Here is a 13,404-nt window from a genome sequence, read left to right as displayed (position 1 = left end):
ATTTTATGAAAAAAAGAATTATATTCCATTAACAAAGGAAGAACTTGCTGTTGCATTAAATGTTCATTTTAATAGTTTAAAAAATTTTTTAAAATATTAGATTCTCTTGTTAATAGTAAAAAAATATCATTAAATGATTTTAGATATAGTATCTATGAAAAAAAGGAAACATTAAAAGGAAAGATTACTTTTACTCCAAAAGGCAATGCGTTTTTTGTTTCAGAAGAAGACATAGATGATATTTTTATTCCAAAAAAGGAATTAAATCATGCTAATCATAATGATGATGTAGAAATAGAAATTATAAAAGAAAAGCGAGTAAATTCAAAAGCCGAAGGAAGAGTAATAAAAGTTTTAAATAGAAATAGTAATTTAATAGTTGGTACATTTACTGAAAATAAAAATTTTGGATTTGTAGTTCCTGATGATATTAAATGTAATTATGATATTTTTATAAAAAAAGGCGATAAGAATGGAGCAAAAACTGATGATAAGGTTGTATGTAAATTAGTTGAATTTCCAGATAAAAAGAAAAATCCTGAGGGAGTAATAATTGAAATAATAGGAAATAAAAATGATAAAAAAGCTCAAATAATTTCTTTATTAAAAGATATGGAAATTCCATATAAATTTTCAAATAAGATTAATAAAGAATTAGAAGAATTATCTCAAATGGATTTAAAAAAAGAATTCAAAAATAGAGTAGATTTTAGGAACTTGTTTACTGTTACAATCGATGGAGCTGATGCAAAGGACTTTGATGATGCTATTTCTATTGATAAAAAAGGGAACGATTATGTTCTTTATGTTCATATAGCAGATGTATCTCATTATGTTAAAAAAGATAGCAAGTTGGATAGGGAAGCATATAAAAGAGGTAATAGTGTATATTTATTTGATTATGTAGTCCCTATGTTACCGGAAGTACTTTCTAATAATCTTTGTTCATTAAATCCAAATACAGAAAAACTAACTTTATCTGTAAAAATGATTATAGATAAAAATGGTAATGTTAAAGAATATAAATTTTATGAATCTGTAATAAACAGTAATTATAGACTAGTTTATGACGATGTAACTAATTTTTTAGAAGGTAAAAAGCATTTTTATGATGATGAAATACTAAAAGAAAAGTTATTTGTTATGAAAGAATTAGATGAGATATTAACTACTAAAAGAATCAATAGAGGAACTATAGATTTTAATTTTCCTGAAATTGACATTACTTTCAATAAAGATGGTGAAGTAGAAAATATAACAAAAAAAGAAGACGGTCTTGCAAATAGAATAATAGAATCATTTATGATTTGTACTAATGAAGTGGTAGGTAAGCATTTTGGAGATCTTGATATACCAATTATATATAGAATACATTCTAAACCACCTGAAGATAAATTGGAAATATTAAGAAATCACTTAAATCGTTTGAATATAAAAATGAAATCAATAGATATGATTTCTTCAAAATATTTAAGTGAAATTGTAGATCAATTTAAAGATACAAATAAATCTGAATTTATAAACTATTCTATTTTACGATCTATGACTAAGGCTAGATATTCTCCGAATATTGATATTCATTTTGGATTATCAACATTTTTATATTGCCATTTTACTTCTCCAATAAGAAGATATGCAGATTTAACCGTTCATAGAACTTTAAAAAATTATTTACATTCAAATAATGAAATACCAAAAAATTATATAAGTTACCTAGATATAACTTCTAATCATATAAATGATACTGAAATACTAGCTATAGATGCAGAAAGAAAGTTGGAAGATATTAAAAAAGTGGAATTTATGAAAAATAAAATAGGACAAATTTTCAAAGGGATTATAGTTTCAGTTACTTCATACGGGCTTTTTGTGCAATTAGAAAATACTGTTGAAGGATTAGTTAAATATGAAGATATTATGGATGATTATTATGAATTTGATGAACAAACTTTGACTGCTGTTGGTAGAAGAACAAAAAAATTATTTGATATAGGAATGGATGTAGAAGTTATTGTTTCTAAAGTTAATGAGATAACTAATGAAATTAATTTTTATTTAAATAGGTGATATTATGAGAGATAAAACAACTATAAAAATAATAGCTAATAATAAAAAGGCAAGACATGACTATTTTTTAGAAGATATCTATGAAGTTGGAATTTCTTTATCAGGTACTGAAGTCAAAAGTATTAGACAGGGAAAAGTTTCTATTAAGGAAAGTTATTGTTCAATTAAGAATGGAGAAGTTTTTATTCTTGGAATGAATATTACACCTTATGATTATGGGAATATATATAATTTAGACCCTACAAGAGAAAGAAAGTTACTTTTAAATAAAAGAGAAATTAATAAATTAATTGGACAAACTAAAGAAAAAGGTTATTCATTAATTCCTTTAAATGTTCATATTAAAAACGGATGGATAAAACTTGATATTGCACTCGCTCGTGGTAAAAAAAATTATGATAAGAGAGACAGTATGCTTGAAAAAGAACACGAGAGAAAGATACAGTATGCACTAAAAAATAAATATAAATAGAGGTGAATTTTTTGAGCAAAAAATATACAATTATAACTTATGGTTGTCAAATGAATCATCATGATTCAGAAAAAATATCATATTTACTAGAAACTTTAGGTTATACAAAAGAAGATGATTTAGAAAAATCAGATTTTATTATATATAATACATGCTTAGTCAGAGAGAATGCAGAACTTAAAGTTTATGGACAACTTGGTGCTTTGAAAAATTTAAAAAGAAAGAAACCGGAAATGATTATAGCCGTTTGTGGTTGTATGATGCAAACAGGTGATGCAAGAGCTACTATAATTTCAAAATATAAACATGTAGATATAATTTTTGGAACGAAAAATATCTCAAGATTGCCTTCTCTTATCTCAAGACATAGAAGTACAGGAGAAGTTGTCGTAGATATTGAAGAAGAAGACATACTTGATGATGAAACTCCTATAAATAGAGAACATCCATTTATTGCTTATGTAAATATAATGACAGGTTGTAATAATTATTGTACTTTTTGTATAGTTCCTTATGCCAGGGGAAAAGAAATTAGTAGAACCCCTGAAAGCATAATTAATGAAATAAAAGAATTGGCAAAAAAGGGATATAAAGAAATAACATTATTAGGACAAAATGTTAATTCATATGGAAAAACTTTAAGACCTAAAGTGACATTTCCAGAATTATTAAAAATGGTTAATGAGATAGAAGGAATTGAAAGGATTAGATTCTTGACAAGTCATCCGAAAGACTGTTCTGATGAATTAATAGATGCCATAGCAAATTTGGATAAAGTTTGTGAAAATATTCATTTACCATTCCAGTCTGGTAGTAATAAGATACTAAAGGATATGCATAGAGTATATACTAGAGAACATTATTTGGAATTAATCAGAAAATTAAAAGAGAAAGTACCTAATATTACTCTTTCTACTGATATAATTGTTGGATTTCCAGGTGAAACGGAAGAAGATTTTGAAGATACATTAAGCATGGTGGAAAAGGTTAAATATGACCAAGGATTTACTTTTCTATATTCTATAAGAAAAGGTACAAAAGCTGCTGAAATGCAAAATCAAATACCACATGAAGTAAAACAAGAAAGATTTCAGCGACTAATAGATTCTATGTATAAAATTTTTTATGAAAAAAACAAAGAATGTTTAGGACAAACTCTTGAAGTGTTAGTTGAAGGAATTAGTAAAAATAATCCAGATATTCTTACAGGTAGAACAAGAGGATATAAATTAGTACATTTTAAAGGTGGAAAAAGAAATATTGGACAGTTAGTTAACGTTAAAATAACTGGACATAATTCATTCGCACTTGAAGGAGAGATAGTTTAGTAAGGAGTAATTATGAGCGATTTTACACCAATGATGAAACAATATCTAGAAGTTAAATCTAATTATAGTGATTGTATTATATTTTATAGACTAGGTGATTTTTATGAAATGTTTTTTGATGATGCAAAAATAGTTTCAAAAATATTGGATTTAGCTTTGACTAAAAGAGATTGTGGTGGTGGAAAAACTGCACCAATGTGTGGTATTCCTCATCATGTTGTAAATCAATATTTGTATAAGCTGGTTTCTGAAGGTTTTAAAGTTGCTATTTGTGAACAAGTTCAAGATCCAAAACTTGCTAAAGGAATTGTAAAGAGAGAAGTTATTAAATTAGTAACTCCGGGAACTATTGATGAATTTGATGAATTAGCTACTAATAAAAATAATTATATTATGAGTATCTATATGGATTCTACAAATTTAAGTATCACATATTCTGATATTTCAACCAGTGAAATATTCTGTACAAGTATTTTTGAAATGAACAGAGATAATTTAATTACCGCTTTAGAGGAAGAAGTAATTCGTACAACTCCGTCAGAAGTTATAATAAATTCAAATATATTAAAATCATTAGAAAAAAGTGTTGTTAAATTATTAAAAAATTTAAGAATTATTTATACAAAAGTAGATATAGATCAAGATTTTAAATCTTTAAGAGAGAATAATGAAGAATTTTATTCTAATAATCTTAGTAATAAAATATTACTTTTTTCAATAGATAACTTTTATAAATATGTTTGCAGATTTAATGTTAAATTGAATGATTTTAAAAAAGTTAATTTATATAAATTAAGCGATTATCTAAGAATTGATGCTAATTCAAGAATTAATTTGGAACTTAAAAAAATAATTTTAGTAATGACATAAATGGCTCTTTATTATCAGTTATAAATTATACTAAAACTCCTATGGGATTTAGGCTACTTAATAAATGGTTAGATCAACCGCTTATAGAAATAGAAAAAATTCAAAGAAGGCAATCGTTGGTTGAAGATTTAGTTTTAAACTCAAATTTAAGAAATGAATTAGAAGAACTATTAGCAAGTATTTCTGATATAGAAAGAATAAATTCAAAAATTTCTTTTGGAAATTGTAATGCAAGAGATTTAATTCATTTAAAAAATTCTTTATCAGCTGTTCCAAAGATTAAAAGATTATTTTTAGATAGTAATACTTTATTTTCTAATATAGCTTTAAATATTCCTGATACCGAATATATCTATAATCTTATAAATTCAGCTATTCTTGAAGACGTAGGAATTTTATTGAAAGAAGGAAATTTGATAAAGATTGGTTATGATGACGAACTTGATTTAATAAGAAATAATAAAATAGTTGGAAAACAAAAGCTAATTAAATATGAAGTTGATCAAAGAAATATTACCGGAATTAAAAATTTAAGATTAATATTTAATAAGAAAACAGGTTATTTTTTTGAAGTTACAAAATCATATCAAAATTTAGTTCCTGAATATTTTGAATTAAAACAAACTTTAACTAATGCAAATAGGTATAAAACAAATGAGCTTCTAACTATTGAAAATATGATATTCGGATCTGAAAGTGATATTATAGAAAAAGAATATGAATTATTTATTTCAATAAGAAATACAATAAAAATGAATATTAAAACATTACAAAAATTATCAGATATAATTTCATTCATAGATTCTATATTTTCTTTATCAATAGTTGCATTTAAAAATAATTATTGTAAACCGACTTTAAATTCAGAAGGGATAATAGATATAAAAAATGGTAGACATCCTGTTATTGAAAGCTTTTTAAGTTCAATAAATGAATTTATCCCTAATGATACAAATATTGGGCAAAGTGATAATTTAATTCAGATTATAACAGGACCTAATATGAGTGGAAAATCAACTTATATAAGACAGATAGCTCTCATAGTTATATTAGCTCAGATTGGTTCATTCGTACCTGCTGATAGTGCAAATATTTCGATAGTAGATAAGATATTTACTCGTATTGGAGCTTCAGATAATCTATATAAAGGAGAAAGTACCTTTATGGTAGAAATGAAAGAAGTTAATAATATTTTAAGATATGCTACTAAAAATAGTTTACTTATACTTGATGAGGTTGGAAGAGGAACTTCAACTTTTGATGGATTAAGTCTCGCTTGGGCAATTCTTGAGTATATTACAAAAAATATAAAATCGAAAACATTATTTGCTACACATTATCACGAATTAATTGACTTAGAACATACTTTTGCTTGCATAAAAAATAAACATATTCAAGTTATTGAAGATAAAGAAAATGATGAAATAGTCTTTTTAAGAAAAATAATGGATGGCGGAGCTAATAAGAGTTATGGTATTGCAGTTGCAAAACTTGCGGGACTTCCTATGGAAGTTATAAATCGTTCAAAAATTATTTTAGATAGCATTGAAAAGAAGGAAATTCAAATAGAAAAAGATATTATTGATAGTTCAAATGTAATAAAAACTAAGGTCAATGATAAAATAATTACTAATCTAAATAGTATAAATATTGAAAAAATAAGCCCAATGGAAGCTTTTGGTATATTAAATGATTTAATAAATATAGCTAAAAGTGATAATGAATAGATAGGAGATTTATATGTCTATAAAATTATTGTCAGAAGATACAATTCAAAAAATTGCAGCAGGAGAAGTTATAGAAAATCCTTATTCTGTAATAAAAGAGTTGGTTGAAAATTCAATAGATTCAGGTGCAACATTTATTAAGGTTGAAATTAAAAATGCAGGTAAAAAAGAAATTATGATTTCTGATAACGGCTGTGGAATTGAAGAAGATGATATAGAGTTGGCATTTACCAAACATGCTACATCTAAATTAAATAATTTTGAAGATATATATTCTATTCTTTCTTATGGATTTAGAGGAGAGGCATTAGCTAGTATATCTGCAATTTCAAAAGTTGACATTAATACAAGAACAAAGAACAGTGAATTCGGAATTCACTGTTATCTTGAAAATAATAAGATTATTAGAAAAAATAAGATAGGGATGAATTTAGGAACAACAATTTACATTAGAGATTTATTTTACAATGTTCCTATTAGAAAGAAATTTTTAAAATCAGATGCGTATGAAAACTCAATCATAACAACATTGATGTACTCTTTTGCATTGGCTAATCAAAAAATATCTTTTAAATATATAAAAGATTCGAAAGTTGTATTCGAAACAAGTGAAAAAAATACTTTAAAAGATAATATAAAACATATTTTTAAAGATGATTTTTATAAGAATTTAATTTCTGTAAATATTGAGGACTCAGATTATAAGATTTATGGATATATTTCAAATAATCACTTTTATAAAGGTAGTAGAGCATCACAATTTTTATTTGTTAATGGAAGATATATTTTTGATGAAAAGATTAGAAATATAATAGAAAAATCAATTGCTACATTAATACCAAAAGGAAAGTTTCCTACATTTGTAATATTTATCGAAGTAAATCCCAGCTTAATAGATATAAACGTTCATCCAAATAAAAGAAAGATTAAATTTATTTTTGAAGACAAGTTACTAAATTTACTTAATAATAACATTACTGACATCGTTCTAAAAAATACTACAAGTGATTTTATATCTGTAAAGGAAGAACAAAAAGAAAAAATCTTATACAACGAAGAAAAGATTAATAACGAACAATCTTCAGAAGAAGATATTATTGAAACTATAATTTATGATGATGATTATAATACACAAAATATTGTAAATAAGTTTTCTTATGATGATTTATTTAAAGTAAATAAAGATGATATAAAAACGATAAATGAAGAAGATAATATTGAAAATTATATTGTTGAGGACGAAAAAGTAGAAAATACTCCAGTATTGGAACAAATAAAACTTGATGATAATACTGAAACTTCAAAAAATATTTTAGATTATGAAATTATAGGTAAAATTTTTTCAAAATATATTTTATTGTCCGATAAGGATGAGTTTATAATTATAGATATACTAAATGCTAAATATAGACTGTTGTATGAAAATTTATTGGATAATTACAATAATTGTACTATTACAAAACAGATACTTTTATTTCCTATAATTTTGGAATTAAATGAATATAAATTGAGTGTTTTTAATACTATTAAAGATAAGTTGAATAATTTAGGTATAGAAGCTGATATTTTTGATGAAAATTCTATAGCAATAAGGACAATGCCTAATTTATTAAATGATAATTTAGATAAAGAAGATATTAGAGAAATGATTGATGAACTGTTATTTAAAGATAATAGAGTGTTTGAAGATTCATTATACAAAATGGTTTCTAAAAAACGAATAAATATCGGTTTAACGGATTTTGAAGTAGAAGAATTATTGTCACAGTTATCTAAAATAAATCTAGATATAAATTTCTATGATAAAAAATATTAAGAAAAATATCTAAAGAAGATTTTGATAAATTATTTTTTAAGGAATAAAAATGAAGAAAAAATAATATTTATTGTTGGCCCTACGTCTGTCGGAAAAACAAAGTTAAGCGTTGACATAGCAAAAGAATTTTCAGGAGAAATTATTTCTTGTGATTCCATGCAAATATATAAAGAATTTAATATTGGAACTGCAAAGATAACAGAAGAGGAAGTAAGAGGAATTAATCATTATATGATTGATATTTTAGATGGAAATCAAAAATTTAATGTTTCTGAATATAAAAAAATGGCAGAGAACTACATTGAAGAAATTTATTCTCATAATAGCCTTCCTATTTTTGTTGGAGGAACAGGACTTTATGTAAATTCTATATTATATGATTTTAAATTTACTGAATCTGAAGAATCGAATAATCTAAGAGAACAAATTACAGAATTTTACGAAAAAAATGGGGCAAATTTGCTTTATGATTTATTATTATATCTAGACTATTCAAGTAGAGAAAAAATTCATAAAAACAATATAAAAAGAGTAATTAGAGCAATAGAAGTTTGTGTAAATACAAAAAAAGAATTTTCCAAACAATGCAAAGATTATGAAAATAATAATTGTAAGTATGATTACTTAATAATAGGATTAACTTTAGATAGAAAAATATTATATGATAAAATAAATTCTAGAGTCGATATAATGATTAATAATGGACTTGTTGAAGAAGCATCAAGTCTATATAAAAAATATGGCGAGTATTCACAACCATTTACTGCTATTGGATACAAAGAGTTTATTCCATATTTTAAGAGAGAAATTACTCTGGAATCTTGTATTGATAATATAAAACAAAATTCAAGAAAATACGCTAAAAGACAATTTACTTGGTTTAATAAGAATGAAAATATACATTGGATTGATGTTGAAAATGGATATGATGAAGTTCTATTTAAATCTAAAAAATTAGTAAAAGATTTTTTAACTAAAGGAGAATTATAAATTGGAAAAATATTTAGATACTGATTTTAATTTTGATTCTAAAATTATTAATTTTGTAAACAAATGTTCTAAGGAAATAGAAATAGAATTTGAAACTTTAAAAGAAATAGAAGAATATAATCAATTAAAAGTTTTAAATGCATTTAAAAAGCAAAAATTATCTGCTACTGATTTTTCTTGGACAACAGGATATGGATACGGTGATGTTGGAAGAGAGAAATTAGAAAGGATATATTGCGACATCTTTAAAGCAAAAGATGCTATAGTAAGGCAAGAAATAACATGTGGAACTCATGCAATATCTTTAGCATTGCAAGGAAATTTATTACCAGGAGACGAGTTTATTTATATAACTGGAACTCCTTATGACACACTTTTAAAGGTTATAGGTATTAGTGGAGATGAAAAGGGAACACTACTTGATTATGGAATAAAGTATAATAAGGTTGATTTAGTAAATAATGAAATTGATGTAGAAACTGTATTATCTAAAATCAATTCAAAGACTAAATTATTAGCTATTCAAAGATCTCCTGGATATAGTAGCAGAAGATGTATTTCCATTAATGAATTAGAAGTAGTTATTAAGAAAATAAAAGAAAAATTCCCTAATATAATTATAATGATTGATAATTGCTACTGTGAATTTGTAGAAAAAAAGGAACCTCTAGAAGTTGGTGCCGACATAGTTGTAGGATCATTATTAAAAAATTTAGGTGCAGGAATAACTTTAAACGGTGGATATATAGTTTCAAATTCAACTGAAATTATAGAATCTATTTCTAATAGACTAACATCTCCAGGACTTGGAAGGCATGTAGGTGTAAGTTTTGGTACTACAAGAGCAATTATTCAAGGATTATACTTTGCACCTCGTGTGGTTTTAGAGGCAGTAAAAAGTGCAATATTAGTGTCATATATATTTGAAAAGTTAGGATATGAAACAATACCTAAATATAATGAAAATAGAAGTGATATTATTCAAGTGATTACTATGAATGATGAAAATAAAGTTATAGACTTTTGTAGATCTATACAGGAATTTTGTTGTGTAGATAGTCATGTTGTTCCTTATCCGTGGGATATGCCAGGATATTCAGATAAAGTTATAATGGCTTCAGGAAGCTTTATAGATGGTTCAAGTATTGAATTAAGTGCAGATGGACCTTTAAGAGAACCATATAATGTATATTATCAAGGTGGACTGAATTTTTATCAAACTAAGATAGCATTAATTAATGTTTTAAATACTTTTTATAATAAAAAATATATAGACTTATAGTAAATAAAAATATTTTTAAAAAGTTTAGCTTATTTTTATATTATTTATGGTATAATAGTAGTAGTTTTTCGCATTTTGTGTTAAATATAAATGTACAAAAAATTGAAATAATTAATAATTTTATATTAATTATATATTAATTATATATGATATTGGAGTGAATGATTTGAAATGTTTATCAAAAGAAAAAATAAACATTGTAATGGAAAAATTAGAAAAATTATATCCTGATGCAAAACCAGAACTTAATTTTTCTAACAGTTTCGAACTATTGATAGCAACCATTTTATCTGCTCAATGTACTGATGTTAGAGTCAATAAAGTTACGGAAAAATTATTTAAGGATTTTAAGACTCCTGAAGATTTTTTAACTTTAGGTGTAGATGAATTGTCTAAATATATACATAGTTGTGGTTTTTATAATTCAAAAAGTAAAAATATTTTAGAAACTTGTAGAATTTTAGTAGAAAAATATAATTCTAAAGTTCCAAGTGATATGGAATCTTTAACAATATTACCTGGAGTTGGAAGAAAGACAGCAAATGTAGTTAGATCTTGTGCTTTTAATATACCTTCACTAGCAGTTGATACTCATGTTTTTAGAGTTACAAACAGAATAGGAATTATTAATGAAAATAATGTTCTAGATTCTGAATTATCACTAATGAAGAAGTTAAAGAAAGATACATGGAACAAGGCACATCATCTATTTATTTTTCATGGAAGAAGAATTTGTAAATCAAGAAAACCGGATTGTGAAAAATGCATAATAAATTCTGAGTGTTTATATTATAAAAATTTGTAGGAGGATATATGAAAAATATCTTAAGGTATTTAGTATTGTATCGGGAGTATTAGGAATATTGATAATAGGTACAATAGTAGGTTATTTTTACTTAATAGACATCCATTAAGTAATGCGGCTGGAGAGACAAAAAACTTAAAAAAAGAAGAACTTTTAGCATATGACAAATTTTATGAAGGAATTTTTATTAATGATGTTGATTTAAAAGGTCTAACAAAAGAAGAGGCTATAAGTAAGATAAAAGAAAGTTTAGGAATAAATAATGAATTTACTTTAACACGAGACAATTATACTAAGAAATTTCTTCCTAAAGATATTAACTTTTCATATGATTATGAAAATCTAGTTAATCAAGCATTTAATATAGGTAGATTTGGTACTGATGATGAAAGAATAGAAACATTAAAAAATTTATTAAAAAATCCTAAGAAATTCGAAGTTAAAGCTACTTATGATTTATCAAAATTAAATGAAATTATTTCTGAAATATCAGAAAAACTAAATTCCAATCCAATAGATGAAAAATTTTCTTTTTCTGATGACAAGATATCAATTGTTGAAGGTAAAATTGGACTTAAAGTTGAAAATGAAAAAATAGTAGATAATTTTAAAAGGGTTCCGGTAAAATTTAATTTTGAAATACCTGCTATTGTTACAGAATATAAAAAAATTGATAAAACTTTGTTGTCTTCAATAAAGGGAGTGATAGGGGAAGCTACTACTAAATTTGATAATCAGCCTAATAGAAATACAAATATTAAAATTGCTGCAGGGAAAGTTAATGAATTTGTAGTTAATCCCGGAGAAACTTTTTCTTTTTCTAAAGAATTAGGCGAAGTGTCTAAAAATACAGGTTATAAACCTGCAGGAACTTTTCTAAATCATAAGATAGTGGATTCAATTGGTGGAGGAATCTGTCAAGTCACATCTACCTTATATCAAGCATTAGTAAAATCTGATTTAAAAATAGTTGAAAGAAATCAGCATTCTATGAGAGTACCTTATTGTACTATTGGATTAGATGCGATGTATTATGAAGGACAAAGTGATTTGAAGTTTCAAAATACTTTTGATTTTCCTATAGTTATAAAAAGTTATGTTTCTAACGGAGAATTAACCTTTAAAATTTTCGGTGATACAGATAAAAAAATTATAATATTAAATTATTTACATCTGATGTATCTAAAATACCAATGCCCGTCGAAGAAATTCAAGATCCTAGTTTACCTGAAGGCAAAAGAGTTATTGTTGAAAAGGGATTCCCTGGTTATAGAGGCTCTTCTTATAAGCAAAAAGAAAATGAGAAACCAATATTATTAAATAGTGATTATTATAAACCAAAGAAACAAATAGTTAAAGTTGGAACAAAAAAAGCAGATACAGAAGAATCTGTTAATAACGATTAAAATCATATAAAAATATGGATATTTTTTTAATATTATGATATAATATTTGTTGAATTATTCATAAAAATAGGAGGAAAATTAATGATTTCAGCAGGAGATTTTAGAAAAGGTACAACATTTGAAATGGATGGTGATGTATACCAAATAATAGATTTTCAACACGTAAAACCTGGTAAAGGTGCAGCGTTTGTAAGAACAAAAATTAAATCTGTAAAGAGTGGTGGTTCAAGAGAAATGACTTTTAACCCAAATGATAAATATGAAGTGGCTAAGATAGAAACTAAAGAAATGCAATACTTGTATTCAGATGGTGAACTATACTACTTTATGGATACAGAAACTTATGAACAATTACCATTAAATTTTGATGTTGTTGAAGATGCGCTTTTATATTTAAGAGAGAATGATAATGCAACTATTAGATTTCATGATGGAAAGGCGTTTCAAGTAAACGCTCCAAACTTTGTAGAATTAGAAGTTGTTGAAACTGAACCAGGTGTTAAAGGGGATTCTGCAACAGGAGCAAATAAACCTGCAAAAGTAGAAACAGGTGCTGTTGTTACTGTTCCATTATTTATCAATAATGGAGATAAAATAAAAATTGATACTAGAACTAATGAATATTTATCAAGAGTTTAATA

The 13,404-nt window shown here is 25.1% G+C and carries 10 protein-coding genes and 2 pseudogenes; all 12 read left to right on the top strand.

The genetic code is table 11. The annotated features are described in order from the left end of the window. Positions 1 to 90 precede the first annotated feature (90 nt). Positions 91 to 2,067, top strand: a pseudogene (rnr, locus tag HMPREF9127_RS04670) (ribonuclease R); the annotation flags it as partial. A 4-nt stretch (positions 2,068 to 2,071) separates the two neighbouring features. After that, positions 2,072 to 2,539, top strand: a complete 468-nt coding sequence (gene smpB, locus HMPREF9127_RS04665; protein ID WP_009448551.1) for an SsrA-binding protein SmpB — start codon at positions 2,072 to 2,074, stop codon at positions 2,537 to 2,539. 11 nt (positions 2,540 to 2,550) lie between these two features. Continuing rightward, a complete protein-coding gene (miaB, locus tag HMPREF9127_RS04660) occupies positions 2,551 to 3,867 on the top strand; it encodes a tRNA (N6-isopentenyl adenosine(37)-C2)-methylthiotransferase MiaB (protein ID WP_009448701.1) in 1,317 nt (438 codons plus the stop codon). A 12-nt stretch (positions 3,868 to 3,879) separates the two neighbouring features. Further along, positions 3,880 to 4,737, top strand: coding sequence for a MutS N-terminal domain-containing protein (locus tag HMPREF9127_RS04655; protein WP_009448803.1), 858 nt, complete (start codon positions 3,880 to 3,882; stop codon positions 4,735 to 4,737). 41 nt (positions 4,738 to 4,778) lie between these two features. Further along, positions 4,779 to 6,464, top strand: a complete 1,686-nt coding sequence (gene mutS, locus HMPREF9127_RS04650) for a DNA mismatch repair protein MutS (RefSeq protein ID WP_009449072.1) — start codon at positions 4,779 to 4,781, stop codon at positions 6,462 to 6,464. Between the two features lie 13 nt (positions 6,465 to 6,477). Further along, positions 6,478 to 8,280: a DNA mismatch repair endonuclease MutL gene (gene mutL / locus HMPREF9127_RS04645; protein WP_009448966.1), complete on the top strand. Its 1,803-nt coding sequence runs from the start codon at positions 6,478 to 6,480 to the stop codon at positions 8,278 to 8,280. A gap of 21 nt (positions 8,281 to 8,301) precedes the next feature. After that, positions 8,302 to 9,270, top strand: a complete 969-nt coding sequence (gene miaA, locus HMPREF9127_RS04640; protein WP_009449092.1) for a tRNA (adenosine(37)-N6)-dimethylallyltransferase MiaA — start codon at positions 8,302 to 8,304, stop codon at positions 9,268 to 9,270. A 1-nt stretch (position 9,271) separates the two neighbouring features. Continuing rightward, positions 9,272 to 10,552, top strand: a complete 1,281-nt coding sequence (locus tag HMPREF9127_RS04635) for a methionine gamma-lyase family protein (protein ID WP_009448943.1) — start codon at positions 9,272 to 9,274, stop codon at positions 10,550 to 10,552. 202 nt (positions 10,553 to 10,754) lie between these two features. After that, positions 10,755 to 11,357, top strand: coding sequence for an endonuclease III (nth, locus tag HMPREF9127_RS04630; protein WP_039849504.1), 603 nt, complete (start codon positions 10,755 to 10,757; stop codon positions 11,355 to 11,357). A 39-nt stretch (positions 11,358 to 11,396) separates the two neighbouring features. Continuing rightward, positions 11,397 to 12,476: pseudogene (locus tag HMPREF9127_RS09755) on the top strand (VanW family protein); the annotation flags it as partial. A gap of 74 nt (positions 12,477 to 12,550) precedes the next feature. Then, positions 12,551 to 12,763 (top strand): G5 domain-containing protein, encoded by a 213-nt coding sequence (locus HMPREF9127_RS09750; protein WP_083814282.1) that lies wholly within the window; start codon positions 12,551 to 12,553, stop codon positions 12,761 to 12,763. 81 nt (positions 12,764 to 12,844) lie between these two features. Further along, entirely contained in the window at positions 12,845 to 13,402 is a 558-nt protein-coding gene (gene efp / locus HMPREF9127_RS04620; RefSeq protein WP_009449004.1) for an elongation factor P, read from the top strand. Positions 13,403 to 13,404 lie beyond the last annotated feature (2 nt).

This window comes from Parvimonas sp. oral taxon 393 str. F0440, assembly GCA_000223315.2.
In the GTDB taxonomy this organism is placed as follows: domain Bacteria; phylum Bacillota; class Clostridia; order Tissierellales; family Peptoniphilaceae; genus Parvimonas.
Note: the sequence above shows the minus strand (reverse complement) of the source record. Positions and strands in the feature narration are given on the sequence as shown.

Bases quoted from the DNA above. Each gene is read 5' to 3' on its own strand.
- HMPREF9127_RS04655 (WP_009448803.1), top strand. From the start codon at position 3,880: ATGAGCGATTTTACACCAATGATGAAACAATATCTAGAAGTTAAATCT.
- smpB (WP_009448551.1), top strand. From the start codon at position 2,072: ATGAGAGATAAAACAACTATAAAAATAATAGCTAATAATAAAAAGGCA.
- mutL (WP_009448966.1), top strand. From the start codon at position 6,478: ATGTCTATAAAATTATTGTCAGAAGATACAATTCAAAAAATTGCAGCA.
- mutS (WP_009449072.1), top strand. From the start codon at position 4,779: ATGGGATTTAGGCTACTTAATAAATGGTTAGATCAACCGCTTATAGAA.
- HMPREF9127_RS09750 (WP_083814282.1), top strand. From the start codon at position 12,551: ATGCCCGTCGAAGAAATTCAAGATCCTAGTTTACCTGAAGGCAAAAGA.
- nth (WP_039849504.1), top strand. From the start codon at position 10,755: ATGGAAAAATTAGAAAAATTATATCCTGATGCAAAACCAGAACTTAAT.
- efp (WP_009449004.1), top strand. From the start codon at position 12,845: ATGATTTCAGCAGGAGATTTTAGAAAAGGTACAACATTTGAAATGGAT.